This window comes from Actinopolyspora mortivallis DSM 44261 (assembly GCF_000384035.1).
GTDB classification, from domain to species: domain Bacteria; phylum Actinomycetota; class Actinomycetes; order Mycobacteriales; family Pseudonocardiaceae; genus Actinopolyspora; species Actinopolyspora mortivallis.
In genome coordinates, this window is the sequence record NZ_KB913024.1 from 3,236,840 (window position 1) to 3,259,909 (window position 23,070).

At 69.6% G+C, this 23,070-nt stretch carries 21 protein-coding genes, 1 pseudogene and 1 CRISPR repeat array; of the genes and pseudogenes, 13 read left to right on the forward strand and 9 right to left on the reverse strand.

Going from position 1 to position 23,070, the window contains the following annotated elements; translation table 11 throughout:
• Window positions 1-36: 36 nt before the first annotated feature.
• Window positions 37-1,167, forward strand: a complete 1,131-nt coding sequence (locus ACTMO_RS0115250) for a hypothetical protein (protein ID WP_019855556.1) — start codon at window positions 37-39, stop codon at window positions 1,165-1,167.
• Between the two features lie 48 nt (window positions 1,168-1,215).
• On the opposite strand, the gene ACTMO_RS0115255 is transcribed toward ACTMO_RS0115250, so the two are convergent.
• A complete protein-coding gene (locus tag ACTMO_RS0115255; protein WP_019855557.1) occupies window positions 1,216-3,933 on the reverse strand; it encodes a helix-turn-helix transcriptional regulator in 2,718 nt (905 codons plus the stop codon).
• Window positions 3,934-4,132: 199 nt separating this feature from the next.
• Here ACTMO_RS0115255 and ACTMO_RS0115260 point away from each other — a divergent pair, with 199 nt between their 5' ends.
• The 3 genes from ACTMO_RS0115260 (at window position 4,133) to ACTMO_RS23060 (ending at window position 5,871) form a co-directional block, all read left to right on the forward strand.
• On the forward strand, window positions 4,133-4,798 hold the full coding sequence (locus ACTMO_RS0115260) for an esterase/lipase family protein (RefSeq protein WP_019855558.1): 666 nt from the start codon (window positions 4,133-4,135) through the stop codon (window positions 4,796-4,798).
• A 118-nt stretch (window positions 4,799-4,916) separates the two neighbouring features.
• Window positions 4,917-5,690: an exonuclease domain-containing protein gene (locus ACTMO_RS0115265; protein WP_019855559.1), complete on the forward strand. Its 774-nt coding sequence runs from the start codon at window positions 4,917-4,919 to the stop codon at window positions 5,688-5,690.
• Window positions 5,691-5,703: 13 nt separating this feature from the next.
• Entirely contained in the window at window positions 5,704-5,871 is a 168-nt protein-coding gene (locus tag ACTMO_RS23060; protein WP_019855560.1) for a hypothetical protein, read from the forward strand.
• Window positions 5,872-6,514: 643 nt separating this feature from the next.
• On the opposite strand, the pseudogene ACTMO_RS23945 reads toward ACTMO_RS23060, so the two are convergent.
• The 4 genes and pseudogenes from ACTMO_RS23945 to ACTMO_RS23070 all read right to left on the reverse strand — a co-directional run.
• A pseudogene (locus tag ACTMO_RS23945) lies at window positions 6,515-6,601 on the reverse strand (AAA family ATPase); the annotation flags it as partial.
• 136 nt (window positions 6,602-6,737) lie between these two features.
• Window positions 6,738-6,959, reverse strand: a complete 222-nt coding sequence (locus ACTMO_RS22495) for a hypothetical protein (protein ID WP_084792160.1) — start codon at window positions 6,957-6,959, stop codon at window positions 6,738-6,740.
• Complete coding sequence (locus tag ACTMO_RS21205; protein ID WP_019855562.1) at window positions 6,952-7,185, reverse strand: hypothetical protein; 234 nt, start codon at window positions 7,183-7,185, stop codon at window positions 6,952-6,954. The genes ACTMO_RS22495 and ACTMO_RS21205 overlap by 8 nt, the downstream gene beginning before the upstream one ends.
• A complete protein-coding gene (locus tag ACTMO_RS23070) occupies window positions 7,182-7,346 on the reverse strand; it encodes a hypothetical protein (protein WP_019855563.1) in 165 nt (54 codons plus the stop codon). The genes ACTMO_RS21205 and ACTMO_RS23070 overlap by 4 nt, the downstream gene beginning before the upstream one ends.
• 170 nt (window positions 7,347-7,516) lie before the next feature.
• Here ACTMO_RS23070 and ACTMO_RS0115290 point away from each other — a divergent pair, with 170 nt between their 5' ends.
• The 7 genes from ACTMO_RS0115290 to ACTMO_RS0115320 all read left to right on the forward strand — a co-directional run bounded on the left by ACTMO_RS0115290 (window position 7,517) and on the right by ACTMO_RS0115320 (window position 14,118).
• The gene (locus ACTMO_RS0115290) at window positions 7,517-8,365 is read left to right on the forward strand and encodes a helix-turn-helix domain-containing protein (protein WP_026449278.1); all 849 of its coding nucleotides are present in this window, start codon (window positions 7,517-7,519) and stop codon (window positions 8,363-8,365) included.
• The gene (locus ACTMO_RS0115295) at window positions 8,362-8,553 is read left to right on the forward strand and encodes a DUF397 domain-containing protein (RefSeq protein ID WP_019855565.1); all 192 of its coding nucleotides are present in this window, start codon (window positions 8,362-8,364) and stop codon (window positions 8,551-8,553) included. Before ACTMO_RS0115290 ends, ACTMO_RS0115295 begins: the two co-directional genes overlap by 4 nt.
• 100 nt (window positions 8,554-8,653) lie before the next feature.
• Window positions 8,654-9,044: a CRISPR direct-repeat array (repeat unit 25 nt; unit sequence CCACCCCCGCTCGCGCGGGGAACAC).
• A gap of 268 nt (window positions 9,045-9,312) precedes the next feature.
• Window positions 9,313-10,140 (forward strand): MOSC domain-containing protein, encoded by an 828-nt coding sequence (locus ACTMO_RS0115300; protein ID WP_019855566.1) that lies wholly within the window; start codon window positions 9,313-9,315, stop codon window positions 10,138-10,140.
• Window positions 10,141-10,238: 98 nt separating this feature from the next.
• Window positions 10,239-11,240 carry an aldo/keto reductase gene (locus ACTMO_RS0115305; protein ID WP_019855567.1) on the forward strand — a complete coding sequence of 334 codons (1,002 nt, stop codon included), beginning with the start codon at window positions 10,239-10,241 and terminating at the stop codon, window positions 11,238-11,240.
• Window positions 11,241-11,383: 143 nt separating this feature from the next.
• Window positions 11,384-11,857, forward strand: a complete 474-nt coding sequence (locus ACTMO_RS0115310) for a MarR family winged helix-turn-helix transcriptional regulator (RefSeq protein ID WP_019855568.1) — start codon at window positions 11,384-11,386, stop codon at window positions 11,855-11,857.
• Between the two features lie 160 nt (window positions 11,858-12,017).
• The gene (locus ACTMO_RS0115315) at window positions 12,018-13,031 is read left to right on the forward strand and encodes an NADP-dependent oxidoreductase (protein ID WP_019855569.1); all 1,014 of its coding nucleotides are present in this window, start codon (window positions 12,018-12,020) and stop codon (window positions 13,029-13,031) included.
• A 43-nt stretch (window positions 13,032-13,074) separates the two neighbouring features.
• Entirely contained in the window at window positions 13,075-14,118 is a 1,044-nt protein-coding gene (locus ACTMO_RS0115320) for a zinc-dependent alcohol dehydrogenase family protein (protein WP_019855570.1), read from the forward strand.
• 114 nt (window positions 14,119-14,232) lie between these two features.
• On the opposite strand, the gene ACTMO_RS0115325 is transcribed toward ACTMO_RS0115320, so the two are convergent.
• Window positions 14,233-15,078, reverse strand: coding sequence for an arginase family protein (locus tag ACTMO_RS0115325; protein ID WP_019855571.1), 846 nt, complete (start codon window positions 15,076-15,078; stop codon window positions 14,233-14,235).
• A gap of 76 nt (window positions 15,079-15,154) precedes the next feature.
• Complete coding sequence (locus ACTMO_RS0115330) at window positions 15,155-15,829, reverse strand: haloacid dehalogenase type II (RefSeq protein WP_019855572.1); 675 nt, start codon at window positions 15,827-15,829, stop codon at window positions 15,155-15,157.
• A 97-nt stretch (window positions 15,830-15,926) separates the two neighbouring features.
• Between ACTMO_RS0115330 and ACTMO_RS0115335 the strand changes: the two genes are divergently transcribed.
• Entirely contained in the window at window positions 15,927-16,508 is a 582-nt protein-coding gene (locus ACTMO_RS0115335) for a TetR/AcrR family transcriptional regulator (RefSeq protein ID WP_019855573.1), read from the forward strand.
• A 220-nt stretch (window positions 16,509-16,728) separates the two neighbouring features.
• Window positions 16,729-19,611 carry an ATP-binding protein gene (locus ACTMO_RS0115340; protein WP_019855574.1) on the forward strand — a complete coding sequence of 961 codons (2,883 nt, stop codon included), beginning with the start codon at window positions 16,729-16,731 and terminating at the stop codon, window positions 19,609-19,611.
• A 79-nt stretch (window positions 19,612-19,690) separates the two neighbouring features.
• On the opposite strand, the gene ACTMO_RS0115345 is transcribed toward ACTMO_RS0115340, so the two are convergent.
• Together ACTMO_RS0115345 and ACTMO_RS0115350 are read right to left on the reverse strand one after the other, a co-directional pair.
• The gene (locus ACTMO_RS0115345; RefSeq protein ID WP_019855575.1) at window positions 19,691-20,671 is read right to left on the reverse strand and encodes an EamA family transporter; all 981 of its coding nucleotides are present in this window, start codon (window positions 20,669-20,671) and stop codon (window positions 19,691-19,693) included.
• 404 nt (window positions 20,672-21,075) lie between these two features.
• The gene (locus ACTMO_RS0115350) at window positions 21,076-22,581 is read right to left on the reverse strand and encodes a S8 family serine peptidase (RefSeq protein ID WP_019855576.1); all 1,506 of its coding nucleotides are present in this window, start codon (window positions 22,579-22,581) and stop codon (window positions 21,076-21,078) included.
• Window positions 22,582-23,070 lie beyond the last annotated feature (489 nt).

Here is a 23,070-nt window from a genome sequence, read left to right on the forward strand (position 1 = left end):
AGCGAGGTCGAGGCTTCCCGGAAGAGAGCGAGGGCGATGCCGCGTCTGGGGCTGATCAGCGATCCGGACTTTCCCGACCACGTGGCCAGGTCGTTGGTGCACCAGCTGCCCGACCGGCTCGAACGACACGTCGACGACGGTTCCGGGTGGGACGTCGAGGTGGTGTGTGATCCGGTGGCGGCCGGACGCAGCAGCGGCAAGGACATCCTCGACGCCGTCGAACACCAGCGTGCCGCCCACGAGTGGGACTACGCGGTCGGGGTGACCGATCTTCCGCTGCGTTCCGAGGGCAGGCCGGTGCTGGCCGACACCGGCGGGGAGCACGAACGCGTCGGGTTGGTGTCCCTGCCCGCCCTCGGCGGTCTCCAGCCCCGACGCCGGGCACGCCAGATGGTGCTGCAAACCGTGGAGGAGCTGGTCGAGGCCACCTCCGGCCGGGGGGACAGCGCGGCCGAACTCGAGGAGAGCGGGCGACGACGGGGGCTGCACAGCGGGCTGACCGAGCTGTTCGCCCCGATCCGGCGGGAGGAACCGGGCGGTGCCGTCGCGGTGCGGTACCGGGCCACGAAGTGGCGTGGGCGCGTCCGGCTGCTGTCGGGGATGGTGCGCAGCAACACCCCGTGGCGACTGGTGCTGGGCATGTCCGGGGCGTTGGCGGCCTCGCTGGCCACCTCGGTCTTCGGCCTGATCTCCAGCACCGTCTGGCAGATCACCGCCATGGTGGGGCCGGTGCGGCGCACGGTGGTGCTCGTCGGCGTGATCGCGTTGATGGTCACCTGGCTGATCGGCACCCACCACCTGTGGGAACGACCACGGCACTCGCACGACCGGGAGCAGCGCATGTTCTACAACCTCTCCACCGCCGCGACCGTCACCATCGGCGTCGGCCTGCTGTACGGGGTGCTGTTCCTGGTGAACCTGGCCCTGGCGAGGCTGCTGATCGACCCGCGACTGCTGGTCAGCAGTATGGGCCAGCCGATCACGCTCGCCAGTTACCTGGCCCTGGCGTGGGGGGCCACCTCCATGGGCGTGGCGGCCGGAGCCCTCGGCTCCGGGCTGGAGGACGACGCCACGGTACGCAGGGCGGCCTACGGCTACCGTGAGGCACGCCGCCGGGAGCACCAGCAGCGGGTCGAACAGCGGGAACGCTACGGCGAACACGGCTGACCCGGCGGGAGCGGCCCGCCCGAGCCGTCCCCAGCCCGGAACCACGCCCTAGCCCAGCATCCGGGCCAGCTCCACCCGCGAACGCACCCCGAGCCGGACGAAGACGTTGCGCAGGTGGTGTTCGACCGTGCGTTCGCTGAGGCACAGCCGCTGGGCTATCTCCCGGTTGGTGGCCCCCTCGACGACCAGCTCGGAAACGCGGGCCTGCTGACCGGTCAAGCCGGGGTGTTCCCGAGCACCGTCCGAGGGCACGGACCTGCCCGTGGCCCGGAGTTCGGCCCGGGCCTTCTCCGTCCACCCGCCCGCCCGGTGGTACCGGAACACGCCCAGCGCCTCGTCGAGCAGCCTGCCCGCCTCGCGGGGACGACGTGCCCGGCGCAGCCGGCTCGCGTACAACAGCTCCGTGCGGGCCAGTTCCAGGGTGCTCCCGCTGTCGCGGTGCAGTTCGATGGCCGCCCGGAACCGCTCCTCCGCCTCGGAGGGGCGTTCGGCCAGCAGCGCGTGACACCGGTGGGACAGCGCCAGCCGCGCCGGGCTGCCGGTGGGAGCCACCCACCGGTCGAAGGCCCGCAACAGCCGCCGGGCGCTGTCGTGCTCCCCGCAGGAGACGGCGGCCTCCACGAAGTAGGGGGCCGCCATCACCCGCACCACCGGGTTGCATCCACCGCTGTCCGAACCGATCAGTCGTAGCCTGCGCGCCGCCTCGGCGGGTTTGTCGTGGGCCAGCTCGGCGCAGGCCGCTCCCCAGTTCCCGAACGCGTCCGGCCTGCCCAGCCCCTCCCCGGAGAGATCCCGGGCGAAGGCCTGGTCCAGCCGGATCCCCACCGTTTCGAGGTCCCCACGCAGAGCCGCCACCAGCGCCAACAGCACAAGATGGTCGACCGCCCTGTTCCACTGCCCGTGGGCCCGGGCCGAACGCAGCCCCTCCAGTGAGGAGGTCTCCGCCTCGGCGTGGCGGTCCAGCAGCAGCGCGGCGAGCGAGACGTAGACACACGCCCAGGGCTCCTGGGATCCCTCGCCGCGGCGGCGCTCCTCGTGCCTGGCCCGCAGCGCGAGGTCCCGGGCCTGGTGAGGCAGCCCGAGCGTGAACGCCGCCTGGCTGCCCCACAGGGCCGAGTCGGAGTCGGTGGTGGACTCGGCCAGGTGAACAACCTTCCGCAGGGCGGGCACGGCCCGCACGTGCTCCCCTCGGAAGGTCGCCGATATGCCCGCGAAGTGCTCGAACATCAGCGCGGTCTCCGGTGGCTCGTCCGGGCTCCGCAGCAGGGCCACCCGGTCGGCCAGCTCGTGGTAGGAACGGTAGTCCCCGCCCAGGCAGCTCGCCTCTCCCGCGAACATCAGGGCCCGTACGGCGGCGTTCCGGTCGGTGGTCACCAGCGCCCTGCCCGCCGTGGTGAAGCTGCGCCGGGCCGCGTCCGGGCTGCCCGCGCAGAGTTCGACCCCGCCGCGCAACAGCTCGTTCGCCACCAGGGAGCCGGTGGTGCGGGTCAGCGGGCGGGCACGTCGGGCCAGGGAGAGCGCTCGTTGCGGGTTCCCACTCGTCCACGCGTGGACTCCGGCCGCCAGCAGTCCCGAGGCGCTGGCTTCGCGGTCCGGTTCGAGCAGGGCGGCCCACTCGTGGAGTCGGGAGGAGAGCCCGTGCTCGCCGTCGCGCGCCGCCTTCGCCGCGGCTCGGGCCAGTCCGGCCCCCACCGGGACGGGAAGCGGTCCTCCGGCGGCGCAGCGGTGTTCCAGCGCCCTGGCCTCCTGTCCCTCCTCCTCGAAAGCGGCGGCCAGTCGGTCGTGTGCCGCGCACATCTCGGCCGGGTCCCACTCCCCCTCCAGCGCGGAACGCGGAAGTTCCCCGGAGAACCACGTGCTTTTCCCGGAAACAGCCACCAATCCGGTCGCGAGGAGCTCGCTCCAGGCCGTGCCCGTGGCGTCCGTGCCCGCCGCCCGGTGCAGCACGCGTGTGTCCAGCCGTCCTCCGGCGATCACCAGTGTCGCCAGCCGCCGCGCCCGCTCCGAGAGCTCGTACAGCAGCTGCCTGGCCTGCCCCAACAGCCTGCCGTCCGGCGGAAGCGCGGGCGGTTCGAGCCCGGCCGCCCGTTCGACGGTGAGTGCCTCGGCGAGTTCGCCGAGGGCGAGCGGGTTGCCGCCGCAGCGGACGAGGAGGTCCTCGACCACCTCCGGTGCCGGAGGCACCCGTGCCCGGTCGCGCAGCAGCCGCCTGCTGTCGAGCTCGTCCAGCGGGGCGAGCGGGTACCGGGTGAACTCCCGGGGGATCACCGGGGTGAGTTCCCGGCCCAGGGCGTCGGTGGACACGGTCAGCACCAGCAGCAGCGGCAGGGCGCCACTGCGGTGTCCGAGGGAGACCAGCGCACGCGCCGAGGCGCGGTCCAGCAGGTCGGCGTCGTCCACCCGGAACAGCAGCGGCTCCTCCGCGCAGTGTCGCGCAGTCTGGCGGTGCAGGGCGTGGCACGCGGAAGCCTCGTCGGCGGCCTCGCCCACGGCGGCGAAGCCCGCGGAGGCGGCCAACCGTGCCAATCCGGCCAGCGGCAGGTCGCGTTCGGCACGCACCCCGGTGAGCTCCACGGTGCGCAGCCCCGTCCCGGCCTCGAGCCTGTCGAGCAACGCGGTCTTCCCGCCGCCCCGGTCTCCGGTCACGACCACGGCCGTGCCCGCACCCTCTCGGGCGAGCCGGGCCGCCTCACGCAGTGCCTCCACTGTGTCCTCCCGGCCGTACAGCCGGGGTTCGTTCCGGGAGAAGGTCCGCGCCTGCGTCATGTCAACAGTGTGCGTGCGAGAACACACTCAGCAAAGCCACAGCCGGAGTAGTGGTCCCGCCTGCGGCTCAGGACCCGACCGAGAGGTGTCCACGACGTGGAACTCCCTCTCGGACGAACACCGGTGATTTCACCGATGTGTCGGCACGAGCCGTGCCCGCAGACTCGGCGCGTCCTGTCGAAACGTCGAGGAGGACTTCATGCGCAGGATATTCGTGTCGTTGCTCGCCGGCATCGCGCTGGCGGTGTTCGGTACTCCGGCGGTCGCCCAGGCGGCCGGGCCGAACCCGGTGGTGTTCGTGCACGGTTACATGGGCAGCGCCTCCAACTGGTCGTCTGCCATGACGCAGTTCCGGTTGAACGGCTACGCGGACTCCCAGCTGTACGCCTTCGAGTACGACTGGAGCCAGTCGAACAAGCAGAGCGCGGCCGAACTGGCCGGGTTCGTGGACCATGTCCGCGCCGAGACCGGAGCGGACAAGGTGGACATCGTCAACCACTCCATGGGCGGTCTGGTCAGTCGCTGGTACATGAAGGAGCTGGGCGGACACGAGCAGGTGGGGCACTGGGCCTCGTTGGCCGGGGCCAACCAGGGAACCACCGCGGCCAGTTCCTGCCTGCAGTACGCCTCCTGCCGGGAGATGACACCCGGTTCGGACTTCGAGGAGCGGCTCAACTCCGGCGACTGGACACCGGGCGCCTCCGAGTACGCCACCTGGTACTCGGCCTGTGACGGGGTCATCATCCCCTACACCAACACGCGGGTGCTGGGCGCGGACAACAACCGCACCACCTGCACCACGCACCTCGGTTTCCTCAGTGACACCAGCGTACTCGGCGACGTGATCGATTTCCTGGAGAGCTGAGCAGGGAACGCGCGTGTGCCGCGTGTGTGGTCCGCCCCGCACGCGGCACGTTTCCGTGCCGTGGCCCCGAGCTCGCCGGGCGTGTCCCCGTGTCGTGGTCGTCGGATACCTTCGTGGCATGAACGATTCCGCTCAGTCGTGGGCCGACGGGCCGTTGCTGGCTCTCGACCTGGAAACGACCGGCACCGACACGGACACGGACCGCATCGTCACCGCCACGGTGGTGTCCGTGGTTCCGGGCAGCCCGGCCGAGTCCACCGACTGGCTGGCGGATCCGGGTGTGGAGATCCCGGCGGAGTCCGCCGAGGTCCACGGGATCAGCACCGAGTACGCCCGCGCGCACGGCAGCCCCGCCGCCACCGTGGTGGCCGGCGTCGTCGAGTTCCTGGCGGCGAGATGGTCGGAGACGACGCCGCTGATCGCGTTCAACGCCAGTTTCGACCTGTCCCTGTTGGACTCCGAAGCCCGCAGGCACCTGGGGGTTCCGCTGTCCCTGGGCGGGCCGGTGGTGGATCCGTTGTGCATCGACCGGCACATGGACCGCTACCGCAAGGGCAAACGCACCCTGGCCGCGCTGTGCGAGCACCACCGGGTGAAGGCCGAGGACGCCCACACGTCGAGTGGGGACGCCATCGCCGCCGCTCGCCTGGCCTGGCGACTGGCCAAGACCTATCCCGAGCGGGTCGGCACCGTGCCGCTGCGGACGCTGCACGAGCAGCAGGTCGAGTGGTACCGCTCCCAGACCCGTGGGTTCGCGGTCTACCTGGAGAAGCAGGCCGACAAGGCCGACGACGAGGCCGAGGCCCAACGGCTGCGTCAGCGCGCCGCCCGCGTGCGCAGCGACGCCGAGGGGTGGCCGCTGCGCCAGCAGGAGCTCGTCAGCGGGGTCTGATCCCGGTCCGAGCGTGGACGAGTTCGCGCAGGGGCCGGGCTCGGGGTGGTCGCCGGTCTCGACGCGGCGCAGCAGGCGCGCGGCCACGTGCAGCAGCGCGGTGGTGCCGCTGGGGGACTCGAGCACGTCGGCGAAGGTGTGCCACACGGTCGCGGCGGTTCGTGGGGCCAGCAGGCTGTAGCAGTACAACGTGGCCGCGTCGGTACCGGCGGGGCCGCGTCCCCACAGGCTCCAGTCCAGCAGCCCGAACTCGGGGTACAGCAGGTTGGCCCAGTGCAGGTCACCGTGGACGGTTTCCCAACGGGGAACCGAGCCGGAGGCACCGACCCGATTGAGCCGTTCGGTGATCTCCGGCTCGGTCCTGTGCCTGCGCTCTGTGGGGAAGTCCGCCAGCGTGTCGATGCTGTCGCGGAGCCGGTGCCACCACGAGTTCGGCAGGTCGAGTTCCTCGTGGAGTGCGTCCTCGTTCGCGCAGGGCCTGCCGGACAGGTGGGTCATGAGTTCGGCGCGCTGGTGGCGGACACCGGGGATCTCCCACTCGTGGGTGTCGAGCACGTGGGGTTTGCGGAGCCCGGTGATGACGTTGGCCTCGGCGTTGCCGACCCACCACTCACCTCGGGCCCACTGGGGCTGTTCGGTGACCACCCGCAACCAGCGCCGTCCTTCCGTGCTCTGTGCCGGGGCGCCGACGGACAACAGTCGCCAGCCGTACACCGGCTCGCCGGTGAGCACAAGGCCGAAGTGCTCGGCGGCGTGGTCGAGGTTCTCCCGCATCCAGGCGGCGAACCGCCGGTCGGCCTCGGCTACCTCGAAGTCGGACGGGCTCATGTGTCCAGTATGTGGCGCAGGTAGGCCTCGGGGTTGTCGAGGTAACGTCGCCAGTGGTCGACCAGCTCCAGGTCGCGCCACCGGAACATGCGTCCGGTTTCGTCGAGAACGGGTGGAGACCCCACCCGGCCGGGGCGAGAGTGGGGAGGAATCCCGGCCGGGCGGGGCGAACGGCCCCGGTGCCGGGTGGAGGCAGGCACCGGGCCGTGGACCAGGGGGTTACAGGCGGCGCAGCCCGGCCAGCACGCGGGCCAACAGCTCCCGATCCGGAGACAGCGACAGCTCCGGGCTAGGCTCGGGCCGCCGACCCGGCAGGGTGGAGCCGCCGGGTCGGCGCCTGGCCACCGCCGCCAGCGGCAGAGTCCCCGACCAGGACACCCGGCGGGGCCAGCACAGCCCGGCCAGACCCAGCCCGGCCGGCCGTGAGGACGGCCTAGACATCGGTGCCGCCGTGGCTGGCCGAGTTCTCCCCAGTGGCGGGAGCCGTTTCCCGTGTCTCGGCGTGCTCGCGCAACGCGGCGGCCAGCTCGTCCAACGCCTCGGCGACCTCCCGGCACTGCCCGGCGGTGGCGCGGCGCCCGCCCACCTCGTAGGCGGTCTGTTCCAGCAACCACTGGCCCTGCGTCAACAACCCGGCCAACCCGGCCGCCGCACTCGGCCCGCTCACGCCTGCTCCCGGATCGCCGCATCCAGCACGTCCCGCAGCCGCCGGGCCTGCTCGACCGTCCACCGTGTCCTGTTGAATATCGTCGGCGTCTTGATACGGATTGCTCCCTCGCAGACCGAGACCCGGAGCGACACCGCCCCGCCCTCGGACTCGCACGACACCCGGACGCCCGAACCTTCCAGTGATCTGTGTCTCGTCGACATCGAGTACGCTCCCGGTAGTTGATTGCCAACCGCCTGTACTTACCTAATTACCATCACTTACCGGTAAATCCGTCGCAATACTTCTTTCGTGTGTTTGCTGGTAAGCTAGCGTTGTTTACGCTCATTTCATGGCTGGTAACAACGAGCATCCCCCGAAAGCGCGAGCGCTCGGCGCTGAACTGCGTGAATGCCGAATTTCAGCAGGAGTAAAACAGCGCGAACTAGCAAATCAGCTCGACGTGAGCTACGTGTCGATCTCTCGCTACGAAACCGGAGCGCGCACCCCAAAACCTGAAGATGTCGCACAGATCCTCGCCACGCTCGGCGTCACCGGCACAAAGTACGAAGAGCTGGTCGATATGGCCCGCGACGCTGACCAGCCGAACTGGTTGGATACCAGCCATACCGGTATCCGTCGCGAACTCACCACGCTGATCGAGTTCGAGCGCACCGCACAACGCATCACGGACGTAGCCACCATCGTGATTCCGGGTCTACTGCAAACCTCGGACTACGCACGAGCCATCCTCGGCGAAACCAGCAGCGACGTGGATGCTCGCGTAGCCATGCGCGTTGGACGCCGCGATGCACTGATGCGCCGTAACGCCCCCGAGTTCGTGGCTCTGATCTGGGAAGTCGCACTTCGCGAACCACTCGGTGGGTACAGGACGATGGCCGACCAACTCCACCACATCATGGCGATGGCCGAACGCCCCAACATCACCGTTCAGGTCCTTCCAGCGGGAAGCACCCGTTGGCACCCCGCTCACGCTGGGTCGTTCATCCTGTTCAACTTCCCGAAGTCAGCACCGATCGTGCACATCGAACACTTCCAGTCCAATGCTTTCCTGCACAAACGCAAGGACGTGATCGCCTACGAAAAGGCGGCGACTACCCTGCGACAGTTGGCGATGAGCCCAGAGGAATCGACCGAACTCATCGCCACAATACGGGACGACCTGGAAGGACGAGCATGACAGTACACCCCGAAGGCTGGCGCAAGTCGACGCGCTCCCAACAACAGACCAGCTGCGTCGAGGTTGGCCGCGTCGGCGACGGTGCGGCGGTGCGCGACACCAAGAACCGCGACCTCGGGTACTTCACCACCACCCGCCAGCAGTGGACCACGTTCCTCGAGGCGGTCAAGAACAACCGCTTCGAGTGAGCCGCTGACACAGCAGCGCCCCCGGCACGCCGGGGGCGCTTTCTCGTGTCATACCCCGCGTGTACGGGGAGTACGTTGTCCAATTTTGCCTAAAACTGGCCCACCCCCGCTCGCGCGGGGAACACTCCCACGCTTCCGAGATCGGCATCTCGTCCCGGGGTCCACCCCCGCTCGCGCGGGGAACACGCATCCAACGATGGGAGTCTCTACGAGTAGACGGGTCCACCCCCGCTCGCGCGGGGAACACCGGGTGCACCGCCGTGGAACAGATCGGTTCGTAGGCCCACCCCCGCTCGCGCGGGGAACACGAAGAAACCACCTCAATGTACGAGCCGGTGGCCGGTCCACCCCCGCTCGCGCGGGGAACACGCATGGGTGTCCGTAGTCCCTAGCCTGTCTGGGGGTCCACCCCCGCTCGCGCGGGGAACACACTCAAACGGTGTCTCATCCGCTAGGTCGTTTAGGTCCACCCCCGCTCGCGCGGGGAACACACGTATTGACCTGCGGTTTCGCAGCCCCGTTATCCAGTTGTGATCTCTCGTGATGACGCCCGCATCCTAGGCGCACCCGCCGAAGAACCACAACACCGGCCGGGAACCCGAGCCCACTCCTCGTTGGACACAGTGGAGGCTCCCGTGCGTGGCAACTCTTCCGTGGAAGTCCCCTGTGGACGGAATCCCGCGATCTCGCTCCGCGACGCCGGGACGAACACCTCACACGAGGCCCCGCCGGAACCCGGTCTCCTACTAGGCTCGGCGCATGGCCGAGATCACCCAACTCGTCTGCTATCCGGTCAAGGGATGCGCCGGAATCACCTTACGCGGCGGTTTTCTCACCCACGCCGGACTGCGTCACGACCGCAGCCTCATGATCACCGACGCGCACGGCGGGTTCCGCAGCCAACGCAACACCCCCCGGATGGCCGTGCTCACTCCGGAGATCGACGAGGAGGGTACCCGCCTCACGCTGCACGCCCCCGGAACCGAACCGCTGGTGGTCACCACCACCGACAGCGGGCGGCGCGAGACGGTGGAACTGCACAGGGCGAACTACCTGGGTGTGGATCAGGGAGACCGGGCCGCCGAATGGCTGTCCGAGGTGCTCGGCGGCCCGTGCCGCCTCGTACGGGTCCCCACCGAACACGACCGGGTGACCGACGGGCTCACCCCGGGAACCTCGGCCTACGCGGACAGCTGCCCGGTGCTGGTGACCTCCCGAGCCTCCCTGGACGAGCTGAACGAACGCCTCACCGCCCGAGGGCATCCGCCGCTGCCGATGGACCGGTTCCGGCCGAACGTCGTGGTGGACGGCTGGGAACACCCCCACACCGAGGACCTGGCACGCAGCGTCACCGCCGGCGAGGCCGCCCTGGGCTACGCCAAGATCGCCAAACGCTGCGCGGTCACCACGGTCGAGCAGTCCAGTGGGCACAAGAACGGCCCCGAACCGCTGCGCACCCTCGCCGAGTACCGCCGCACGGGCCACAACGGGGTCGCCTTCGGCAGCAAGTTCGCGGTGACCCGACCGGGCCGGATCTCGGTGGGAGACCCGTTCCGGGTCACCGAGTGGGGCGAGTCCGAACTCTGAGAACACCGGCTGCCCGCCCCGCGACCGCCGGAAACGAGGTCCGACCCCGGCGGTGACCGACATTGACGACTGTCCGCTGTCCTTCGAGGCTGGAGAACATGCAACGACGTGCGCTCGGAACCACCGGCCCCCGGGTCTTCCCGCTCGGTCTCGGCCTGATGGGGATGTCCGACTTCTACGGCCCCGCCGAGACCGCCGAAAGTCACGCCACCCTCGACGCCGCGATCGAGGCGGGCATGGACCTGCTGGACACCGGGGACTTCTACGGCAGCGGGCACAACGAGCTGCTGCTGCGGGAGGCGCTGCGTCGACACGACCGGGACCGGCTGTGCCTCAGCGTCAAGTTCGGCGCCATGCGCGACCCGCGCGGAGGGTTCGTCGGTTTCGACGCCAGCCCGGCCGGGGTGAAGAACTCCCTGGCCCAGACCCTGCAACGTCTCGGCACCGACCACGTCGACGTCTACCGCCCCGCGCGTCTGGACCCGCGGGTGCCCGTCGAGGACACCGTCGGCGCCATCGCCGAGATGGTCGAGGCCGGACACGTCCGTCACATCGGCCTCTCGGAGATGGGCGCGGACACCATCCGCCGCGCGGCGGCGGTGCACCCGATCGTGGACCTGCAGATCGAGTACTCGCTGCTGTCGCGCACCATCGAGGCCGAGATCCTGCCCACCTGCCGTGAACTCGGCATCGGGATCACCGCCTACGGCGTGCTCTCCCGGGGACTGCTGTCCGGGCACTGGGACCGGAACCGGCGGGACGACCCGCGTAGCCACTTCCCCCGGTTCCAGGGCGAGAACCTGGAACACAACCTCGGGCTCGTCGACCGGCTCCGCGAGGTGGCCACGGACAGGGGAGTCACCGTCGCCCAGCTCGCGATCGCCTGGGCCCTGGCCAAGGGCAGCGACATCGTCCCGCTGGTCGGAGCGCGGCGCAGGGAACGGCTCACCGAGGCACTCGGCGCGCTGGATCTGGAACTCGACGAGGCGGACCTCGCCGCCCTCGAACGTGCGGTTCCCGCCGAGTCCGTGGCCGGGCAGCGCTACGACCCCGAGGGGATGGCGCTGCTGGACAGCGAGCGCGGCACCGGGCACGGGTGAGCGGGGAGCCGACTCCGGAAACGGCTTCCCGAGGCGGGGTTCCGACGGGTTCCCCTCGTCGCGACAACCGGTTGCACACAATTCACTGCTACCCTGCGAGTGTGCGGGATACGCAGGAAACCGGCCGGCAGTCCCGAGGGGACGTGACCGAGCGCGTGGACTCCGAGGAGCTGTTGCGTCTGGAGCGGCAGCTCTGCTTCGTGCTGCACGCCACCTCCCGTGCCTTCGACGCGCTCTACCGACCGGTGCTCGGCGAGCTCGGGCTCACCTACCCCCAGTACCTGGTCATGCTGACGGTGTGGGAGCGCGGTGAGCTCACGGTCAAGGAGCTCGGGCGGGTGTTGCGGCTGGACTCCGGGACACTGTCCCCGCTGTTGAAGCGCCTGGAGAAGGCCGGGTTCGTGCGTCGGGAACGCAGCCGGGAGGACGAGCGTTCCGTGGTGGTCCAGGCGACCGAGCAGGGAACCCGGCTGCGTGAGCAGGCGCGGGACATCCCGCGCCGGGTGCTCTCGGCCACCGGCCTGGACGAGCGGCAGCTGAGTCAGCTGCACGCCGACCTGATCAGGGTGACCGAGGCCCTGGACACGGCTGCCGCGCGCCTCGAACAGGGGCAGTGAGTCCGACGACCGCCCGGCGGGCGGGAAGAACCGGGGACTGACCCGCCGATATGTATTTTACGCAACACAAAAGCAGTCATTTTAGTTGCGTACAATGTAATTGGGTTCGTCCTTCCGGACGGGCCGGAAACACCGCCGGACACGCGACGCAGGAGAACGGATGTCACTGCCCACCACGGCACGGGAAGTACGACTCGCCGCCCGCCCCGAGGGTTGGCCCACCCGGGACAACTTCGAGATCGCCACGGTCACCCCCGAACAACCGGGGCCGAACCAACTGCTGGTGCGCAACCTGGTGATGAGCGTCGACCCGGCCATGCGCGGCCAGATGAACGACAAGCACACCTACGTGGCCCCCTTCCAGGTCGGCCAGCCCCTCACCGGCGCGGCCGTCGGCGAGGTCGTCTCCTCCAACGCGGAGGACTTCTCCCCGGGTGACCTGGTCGTGCACATGCTGGGCTGGCGCGAGTACGCGCTGCTGGACGCCACCGCCACCCGCCGGGCCGACCCCGAGATGGCCGACCCGAACGCCTTCCTCGGCGTGCTCGGCGCCCCCGGACTGACCGCCTACGCCGGCCTGTTCGAGATCGCCGACCTGCGCGAGAATGACGTGGTGTTCGTCTCCGGAGCCGCCGGAGCCGTCGGCTCCCTCGCCGGACAGCTGGCCAAACTCCACGGCGCCCGCAAGGTGATCGGCAGCGCCGGATCCGACGAGAAGGTCCGTCACATCACCGAGGACCTCGGATTCGACGCGGCGTTCAACTACAAGAAGGCCCCCGTGGGCCAACAGCTCGCCGAGGCCGCCCCCGAGGGCATCGACGTGTACTTCGACAACGTCGGCGGCGACCACCTCGAAGCCGCCATCCACGTCATGAACGACTTCGGCCGCATCGCCATGTGCGGGGCGATCTCCCAGTACAACGAGGTCGACGCCCAGCCGGGACCGCGCGGCATGTTCCAGATGGTCTCCAAGCGGCTGACCGCGCGGGGGTTCATCGTCCTGGACCACTTCGACCTGTACCCGCGGTTCCTCGAACAGGTCGGTCCGTGGGTGCGGGACGGACGGATCCGCTACGAGGAGACCGTGGTCCACGGGATCGACCAGGCCCCCGAGGCGTTCCTCGGCATGATGCGCGGCGAGAACACCGGCAAGATGCTGGTCGACCTCCGCTGAGCACACGCACTGCCCGCCACGGCCACGAAGGACGGAGGAACGAGTGAAGGCGACCCTGATACACGGGCCGGGCGACATCCGCGTGGAACGGGTTCCCGACCCCGAACTGCATACGAGCACCGACGCGATCGTCCGCGTGACCCACAGCTGCATCTGCGGCAGTGACCTGTGGCCCTACCGCGGGATCGACCTCTCCTCGACGGAGGAGGGACCGAAACGCATCGGACACGAGTTCCTCGGCGTGGTCGAGGAAACCGGTTCGGAGGTGAACTCCCCGCGTCCCGGTGACGTGGTGGTGGCCCCGTTCACCTTCTCGGACGGGGACTGCGCCTTCTGCCGGGAGGGTCTGCCCACCTCCTGCGTGAACGGGGGAGGCTGGGGGGCCGACGGGGTCGACGGCGCCCAGGGCGAGGCCGTCCGGGTGCCGTGGGCCGAGGGCACCCTGGTCACGCTGCCCGCCGACGGCGACGACGAGCTGAACGCCTCGCTGCTGACCCTCTCGGACGTGTTCAGCACCGGTCACCACGCCGCGGTGTCCGCCTCGGTGGGGCTGGGATCCACGGTGCTGGTGATCGGTGACGGGGCGGTCGGTCTCTCCGGCGTGCTCGCCGCCGACCGGCTCGGCGCGGAACAGGTGATCATCATGGGTCGACACCCCCGCCGCACCGAACTGGCCCGGCGTTTCGGAGCCACCGATGTGGTCGCCGAACGCGGTCCCGAGGGGGTCGAACGGGTGCGTGAGCTGACCGGCGGCCAGGGCGCCTCCAGCGTGCTGGAGTGCGTCGGCACGGCGGAGTCACTGGCCACCGCCGTGGACGCGGTCCGCGCGGGCGGAGCGATCGGACGGGTCGGAGCCCCGGTCTACGAGAACATCCCCCAGCCGGGCCGGACCTTCCTCAAGAACGTGACCATCAGCGGTGGTGTCGCCCCGGCCCGCCACTACATCCCGAAGCTGCTGCCGGACGTGCTGGAGGGCCGGATCCGCCCGGGACAGGTGTTCGACCACACCCTCGGCCTGGACGAGATCGCCGAGGGCTACCGCGCGATGCACGACCGCGAGGCACTCAAGGTGTTGGTCCGCCCATGACCGGCTCCTGAACCTCCCGCACGGCGACCCCGCCGGGTCTGCCCGGTGCGGAAAACCGTGTTTCACCGACCAGGCCCTCCCGTCCGTTCGGGGCGGGCGGGAGGGCCTCGGGGGTCACCGGGCGCCGAGTTCGCGCAGCAGTGGGGACAGCGCCTCCACCAGTTCGGCCGCCCCCGAACTCGCCTCCACAGTGGACGAGGGGCCCGGTTCGGCGACCTGGAACTCGGCCACCTCCAGCCCCACCGGTTCGCGGTCGGCGAGCAGTTCCGCGACCGCCTCCAGCTGGTCGAGGGTCATCCCGCCCGGAACCCGCTGCTCGGTGGACAGGATGCCCGGCTCCAACACGTCGCAGTCCAGGTGGAGGTAGACCGGGTGGTCCGCGAGCAGCTCCTCCAGCCGACTCGACATGTCCGGCCCCACCGGCACCGTGGCCACCACCCCGTCGTCGAGCAGCCGTTGTTCCGGCGGGTCTGGATCACGGACCCCGCCCAGCACCACGTTGTCGGCGGGCAGTCCCGCCCCCAACCCCGAGTCCCACATCCCCGTGGCCCCGGCCAGCGCCATGCCTCCGAGATAGCCGGTCGCGGACGTGGCCGGGGTGTTGAGGTCGGGGTGGGCGTCCAACCACACCACCCGCACGTCGGGGCGGTGGCGGACGAGTACGGGCAGGGTGGCCAGGGCGGCGGCGCACCTGTTCATCGCCGTGACCGGTGACAGCCCCGCGTCCAGCAGTTCCTCGTAGCGGCAGGCCAGCCGCCGCAGCTCGGGGGAGGCCGCGGCCAGCTCGGTCTCCCAGGAGGTGTTCAGCACCGGTCTGGACTGTCCGATAAGGACCGAGTTCTGCCCGGTGTGCCGGGCGAGTTCGGAGCCGAGCACCCGGGCTCCGAGCATTCCGCGCTCGTTGCGGTCCCCCGCTCGTCCCCGGAACACGGTCAGTGCGGACGTCGCCCCGCGCGCCATCGGTCCTCCCGACGAAAAAACGTTCGACTCCCCGACAACGCGCGGCCTGTCGCTTCCTCCGCCTCACGTCACCCGGTCACCGCGCGGGCAACCCGAGCAGCCGCTCGGTCAGGGTCACGAGATCGTCGGCGGTGGCGTCGGCCGGGGTGAACACGTCGCCGTACTCGCCTTCCAACCTACTGCACCAGCCGGCGGAACATCCGGCCCGCTTGGCCCCGTGGCAGTCCCAGGCGTGCACCGCGACCAGCGCCATGTCCCGCGGCGCCACTCCCAGCCGGTACGCCGTCGCCCGGTAGATCGCCGGAGCGGGTTTCCAGAGCCCGGCCTGCTCGGCCGTGACCACCTGGTCGACATGCCGCGCCAACCCCGCCCTCTCCAGGAAGTTCGCGGTGGCCTCCGGATTCCCCACGGTGAGGCAGCCGACACCGACGCCCTCCTCGGAGAGCCTGCGCAGGGCCGGTTCGGCGTCGGGGTGGGCGGGCATCTCGGCGAAGCCGTCGAGCACGTACTCGATCTCCTGCTCGCCGGCGGTGTGTCCGGTGTCGGTACGCAGTGCCTGGCGCGCCACGTCGCGGAACGCGCCGAAGTCCCCACTGAGTGCCAGCGCCATCGAGTCGCGCTGGAAACGCATGAACCACGCCTGCAACAGCTCCGGGGGTTGGCCGATCTCGGAGAGCCGGGCGCGTAGCGGTTCGATGGTGAGCAGTGTCTCCAGGACGTCGAAGGCCACGGCGCGCGGTCGGGTACTCATCGGGGTGTCTCCCTCTCGTGTCGGAGTCGGTACGGCGCTACACTGGTAATACTTACCGGTTTGTATAGCTTATGCGAAGGGTAGCGGACCTCCTGCCATGAACGAAACCACGGGCGAACGCGGTCCCACCGCGGACCGGATCCTGCACGCCGCCTCCCGGCTGTTCTACGAACACGGGATCCGCGCGACCGGGGTGAACGCCGTCGCGAAACAGGCCGGGGTCACCAAGGTGACCCTGTACGCGCACTTCGGCTCCAAGGACGCGCTGGTCACCGAGCACCTGCGGGCCCGCGACCGCGCCTGGTGCGCCACCCTGGCCCGGTACCTGAGACACCGAACCACCCCCGAACAACGGCTGGCCGGGATGTTCGAGGCCTACGAGCAGTGGACCGTGGTCGACCGGTTCCGCGGATGCGGTTTCGTCAACGCCGCCGTGGAGCTGACCGAACCACTACACCCGGGCAGGGAGGTCATCGAGGAGCACAAGGAGGGCATCCGCACGGAACTGCGGGAGATCGCCGAGGCCGCCGGATGCGCGAACACCGACGAGGTGGCCGAGGAGTGGTTCCTGCTGCTGGAGGGGGCGGTGGTGCGTTGCACCCTGCGCCACGACGTGCTGCCACTGCGACAGGCCCACGAGGCGGCCCGGAGACTGCTGCCCACCGGGGAAACCGGCTGAGCGGAGGTCTTTCGCCGCTCGCCGTCGCCACGGACGTGGCTCAAGACAGTCGTGTCCGGGCCGGTACTGCCCGAGAACCGGAGCTCCGGGGCGAGGGAAACGGGAAGAACGGGAAAAGAATTCACTCTTAAGTTCGACGCAGCTCACTCCTCCGAGTCATACGCTTCCCAGCACTTCGCGGGGCCAGACCCGACGTCGCGCGGACACGGAAGGGGCTCGCATGTCGGTCCGTGACACCCGTTCGTCCCACTGCCCCACTCCCTCGACCCCACCACCCCCACTGGTCGGACGCGCCGAGGAACTCCACACCCTCGTCGAGTTCGTCACCTCCCCACCAGCGGTGGTGCTGCTGGAGGGAGAAGCGGGAGTCGGCAAGACCCGCCTCGTGCACGAAACGCTGCGGGCCCCGGAGATCCACCACCACAACAGGACCGTCGGCGCGTGCCGACCGCCCCGCGAACCCTTCCCCTACGGCCCGGTCCTGGACGCCCTCCGCAGCCTGGGCCCCCTGAACCCTCCGACCCCGTTGAACCCGGTGACCGGCGCCCTGCGCCCGCTGCTTCCCGAACTCGACGCCTGGCTGCCCGCCACTCCCGAACGACTCGGCGACCCGGCCGCGGAACGGCACCGCGTGTTCCGGGGAATACACGCCCTGCTCCAGGCGCTCGGCCCGGTCGTGCTGGTGGTCGAGGACCTGCACTGGTCCGACGAGCACACCGCTGAACTGCTGCGCTTCCTCGCCCACACCCCGCCGACGAACCTCGTCCTCGTGCTGACCTACCGCCGCGAAGAACTGCACGGTCCCCCGCTCGGGGTCGCCTACCGCCCTCCGTGGAACACACGCGGCACCGTGCTGAGCCTGCGACCACTCACCACCGACCAGGTCGGCGCACTGGCCGCCCACGTGCTGGGAACCGACAGCGTCTCCCCCGAACTCGCCCGGAAGCTGCACACCCAGACAGCGGGCATTCCCTTCGTGCTGGAGGAAACCCTGCGGGAGGTCGAGGGGACGGCACCTCCCGGCGCTCTCCCCCGAGACCACCACCCCTCCGAGGGGCACGTCGAGGTCCCGGCACTGCTGCACGACTCCCTGCTGGAGCGCATGGCCCTGCTTCCCGAAGAGGCCCTGCGTCTCGTCAAAGCCGCCGCCGTGCTGGACGAACCGGCCGACGCGCGCACGCTCGGACGGATGGCCGAAGTCCTCACGGCCGAACGCGAACTCGTCCACGCGTTGCGGGCCAACGTACTCTACGAGACCCCCGAGGGGACCTACACGTTCCGCCACCATCTGGCCCACCGCACCGTCTACGGCGGCCTCACCGGCCCGGAACGGACCGAGCTGCACGAGAGGGCCCTGCGTCAGCTGGCCGACCGCGATCCGCAACCACTGGCCCGGCTGGCCCTGCACAGCAGGGCCAGCGGACGGGTCCGGGACTGGCTGCGCTACGGCGAGGCCGCCGCCGACCGGGCCTGTTCCGAAGGGGACACGGGAACCGCCGTGGAACTGCTCACCGAGATGCTGTCCGCCGTCACCCCCTCCCCGCGCACGCTGGAACGTCTCGCGGTCAAGTACGGCCACCTCGCCCCCGAGGAACCACACCGCCCCGGCACGACGGTGGTACTGGAGAAACTGCTCGCCTCCCCCGTACTGTCCCGATCCGCCCGGGGGCGGGTACGCCTCGGGCACGGGAAGATCCTGCTGCGCACCGGCTCCCTGCACGCGGCACGCTGCGAACTCGAACTGGCAGTGCGTGAGCTGCACGAACACCCCGAGCACGCCGTCGAGGGCATGTTCGCCCTCTCCCACGTCCACCCGGCCACCACATGCTCCGGGGAGGGACGTCGTTGGTTGGAGCTGGCCGGACGGAGCCTCGCCGAGCTCCACGAAACTCCCGGGGTCGCCGGTGTACCGACCGAGATGCCGGCTGCCCTGCTGTACCACGGCGAGCCGGCGGACGAGTGGATCGACCTGCTCGACAGGACCACACGCAGCACCGCCGAACACCACGCGGCGGCGCTGGCACACGCACGGAACGCGGAGGTGCTGCTCTTCCTCGGGCAGTACCACCGCTGCGCGGAACAGCTGTGGAAGTCGCGCGCGCACACCCGGAACCACCCGAGAAGGACCTTTCTGGACAGTGTGCTGGACGCGGTCGAGATCGGACTGCGCTGGTTCACCGGACGGTGGGAGGGGCTGGCGGAACAGGCGAACGAACTGTTGCGGGACAGCCCACGGGGACAACCCCCGGCCGCCCAGGCCTCGCTGGTTCTCGGGCTGCTGGCCACCGCCCGCGCGGACTGGAAACGGGCCGAACACTTCCTCGGACCCGCTCGGGTGCAACCCTCGGACGGGGCCGTCACCCCCGTCATGCTCACCGCCTGCGCCGCCCGGGCGCGAACGTGGCTGTCCCGGCAGGACCTTCCGGAGGCGACACGGGAGACCGACCAGGCACTGGCCCTGGTGGAGGACAAGGAGGCATGGGTCTGGGCCTGCGACCTCCTTCCCGTGGCAGTTGAGACCCACACCAGGGTCGGCGACCTCCAGCGGGCCCGAGCAGTGGTCGAACGCTTCCGCGCCGCGACCTCCACCCGGTCCTCCCCGCTCTTCTCCGCCGCCGCTGCCGCTGCCGAGGCGGTGATCCACGAGGCACGCGACGAGATCGACTCGGCGGTCGAACGCTGGAGAACCGCCCATCGTCGTTACGGCTCGCTGCCCCGGCCGTACAGCGCCGCGCTCGTCGCGGAAAGGCTCGTGCGGCACTCCCCGGAGGGGCTGGGAACCCCCACCACGGGCGTGGTGGAGACGGTTCGGGTCTTCGAACGGCTCGGAGCCACCGGAGACGCCGCCCGGTGCAGGCACCTGTGGCGGGCTCGCGGTAACGGCACCCCGACACGACGGGGGCGGAGGGGCTACGGAGACCGACTCTCCCCGAGGGAGCGGGAGATCGTCGAACTCGCGGCCCGGGGCCACACCAACCGGGAGATAGCCGCGAACCTGTTCCTGTCCCCCCGCACCGTGGAACAGCACGTGGCCAGGGCGATCCGCAAGCTCGGGCTGCGGAACCGTACCGAGCTGCTGCGCGAGGACAACACCGAGACGTAGGCGACGTCGGGGACGAGTCCGTCACGGAGCCGGACGGGGTGATCCGGACCCTCCCTCCGCCCCTCCGCGAGCGGGGCCCTCACATCGGTTCGGCCAACGGCTCGCTGACGCGCTCGTTGTTCTCCGACGTCCGGCGTTGTGCGGCGTAGGCTCCCAGTAGGACGAGTACTCCACCCACGATCTGCACGGCACCGAGGTGTTCACTCAGCAACCACCATGCCAGCACGGTGGCCACCACGGGTTCCAGGTAGGCGATCGCTCCGGCGACGGGGGCGGACAGCTTACGGACGGCCAGGATCCCGGTCAGGTAGGCGAACACACAGCTGAACAGCACGATCCATCCCACGCCGAACAGGGCGGGCACCGTCTGACCGGCCAGTTCGATCCGTCCCCCGAGAACCGACCAGTCGATCGTCCACGGAGCGACGACGGCAGTGATCACCCCTGTCGCGATCAGGAGACCGTAGGAGGCCAACGCGCGCGGATCCACCTCTCCGCCGGTGTCGGCCAGCAGGAAGAACGCGGCCTGGCAACAGGCGGCCCCGAACGCGAGCAGTATCCCGACGGGGTCCAGGGTCAAACCAGCCCAGACCTCGACCACCGCGGCCAAACCGACCACGGCGATCACCACCCCGACAGCCGAGCTTCTGGCGACGGGCCTGCGTCGCACGAACCTGGTCCATCCCAGAACCAGCACCGGCGCCAGGAACTCGATGAGCAGGGCGACTCCGACCGGAATCTTGGCGACCGCGACGAAGTAGAACCCCTGCACCCCCGCGATGGCGATCAGACCGTACCCGAGCAGAAGCTTCGGAGCCCGGCGCGGGATGTCGACGTGTCGGATCGCGAAAGGCAGCATCAACAGTGCTCCTCCCGCCAAACGCAGCCAGGTGACCTGCAACGGCCCCAGACCCGCGTTGATCAGTGCCTTGGCGACCGGCCCCGAGCCACCGAAGCAGAAGGCCGAGGCCACCGCCATGATCACCCCGACGGTCCTGGGACTGTAGGTCCTCGCCGGGACGCCACCGCCCGCCGCGTGTTCGCGTGAGTCAGCCCGCACGCCCGATCTTCCTTCCCGGTCCCCACACTCCCCGTCTCGGCTGCCCCTCACCGTGGGAACAGTATACTCATTAAAAAACCAACCAAGTGGTTTTTCAAGGGCTTGATGACGTCCCCCGACTTCGTCCTCCCCGAGTCCACCCCCGACCGTCCCGCTCTCGGGAGACCTCACATCAGGAAGGGACAAGCGGCCCCGGAGATCCTATGCGCACACAGACTCCGGTGAGAGTGTCGAAACAAAAAACCGAACAGTTTCTTATGTGCTGGATCAGCGTCACCTGGCTACATCCCACACGACGCTTCGGGCACCGACACGACCACGCCGAACACCGGCCGCACACACGTGTGAACGGAGGGCCCGGGGAGGGCCCTCCGTTCGTCCGGTCACTCAGTGCCCGTCAGGCTTCAGGCGAAGCAGTACACGCTGCCGAAGTCGTAGCACTGGATCTGGTGGGTGGTGGAGTCGGTGGCTCCCTCGTCGTCGGTCACCGTCAGAGTGGCGGTGTACTGACCACCGGCGTAGTCGTGGGTGACCGTGCTTCCGGTGGCGGTGGCACCGTCACCGAAGTCCCAGGCGTAGCTCGCGATGGAGCCGTCGGAGTCGCTCGACCCGCTGGCGTCGAACTCACAACCGTAGCCGCAGTTCACGGTGAAGGAGGCCTGCGGAGCGTTGTTGCCGGGGTTCTCCGGATCGTCACCGCCACCCTCACCGACGTAGAGCAGCTTGTTCGGCGAGCCGGCACCGATGCCCGAGATCTTGCCGGAACTGGCGTTGTTCACCAACGTGTCACGCACCTGTGCCGGGGAGGCCGAGGGGGTGTCGGCCAGCACCAGCGCGGCCGCTCCGGTCACGTGCGGGGCGGCCATGGAGGTTCCGCTGATCGTGTTGGTGTCGCTGTCACTGCCGATCCAGGCCGAGGTGATGTTGCTGCCGGGGGCGTAGATGTCCAGACAGCTGCCGTAGTTGGAGTAGCTCGCCTCGCCGTCCCGACGGTTGGTGGCGCCCACGGTCACCGCTTCCTCGACCCTGGCGGGGGAGTAGTTGCAGGCGTCGGCGCTCGAATTCCCGGCGGCGATCCCGTAGGTCACCCCGGAGGAGATCGAGTTCCGCACCGCGTCGTCCACCGCGCTGCTGGCCGAACCACCGAGACTCATGTTCGCGACCGAAGGACCGTCGGCGTTCTGGGTCACCCAGTCGATACCGTCGATCACTCCGGCGTAGGAACCGCTTCCCTGGCAGTCCAACACCCGGACGCCGACGAGGTCGACGTCCTTGGCCACGCCGTACTCGGCTCCGCCGACGGTGCCCGCCACGTGCGTGCCGTGGCCGTTGCAGTCGTTGGCCACGGAGTCGTTGTCGACGAAGTCGTAACCGTGGCTCGCCCTGCCCTCGAAGGTGTTGTGACTGACCCGGACACCGGTGTCGATCACATAGGCGGTCACACCGCTGCCTTCGTTCGGATAGGTGTAGGAACCGTCCAACGGCAGATCCCGCTGGTCGATACGGTCCAGACCGTACGACGGCGGATCCTGCTGGGTGCCGAAGGCATGAACCCGCTGGTTCTGCTCGACGTACTTCACCCGCGAGTCGGCCGCCAGTCGCTCGGCGGCGTTCTCGTCCATGGACACGGAGAAACCACGCAGCGCGGTCTCGTAGGTCCGCTCGACGCTGCCCCCGTAGCGCTGGGCCAGGTCGGTCGCCGCCGCGCTCACTCCACCGGGACCGTTGGCCGCGGCGTCCTCGAACACGACGATGTAGTTGTCGGCGATGGCCGCCTGGGCGTCGGCCTTCCGGATCTCACCCTCCGCTGCCTGCGCGGGTAGCGCGGTGGCCACACCGAAAGAGGTCGCCACGGCGGCACCGAGACACAGACTGGCGAGTCTGCTGTGCCCCCTGTTCGGGTGTTGCATCGTTCCTCCTGACGGTTGCGTCACCGGGGCTGGTGACGGGAACGGTTCGGTCCACCCGCGTCGGTCACCACGGGTTCTGTGACCTCGGAAAACGCGAATGAACAGTGACCCAAACGATCCGACCGCGGGATACGGAGAACAATCCGTACACGGATAAGGGGGCACACGTACGAAATGGGCCGTCCGTTCACAGAATTCCCGGACAAGGCGCCCGGGGTCACGCCGACAGCCTCGAACACCGTTCCGAACGGGAGGACGCCGCACCGACACCGAGGACAGTGAGCTGCGAAAACCTTCCTCACGAACGTCGGAAGGAAACCATGAGAACTTCGTCCGGCTCCGTTGTCAGTTTTCCCGCTCCACGGAGCAACTGGGAAATACGGCACACGAACGACGTTCTCCGACGGAATACCGTGCGGTGGGCACCTCGCCCACCGCACGGCCTCCGCGTGGAACGCGGCGTCCAAGCTGGGGAGGAATCCACGTTCC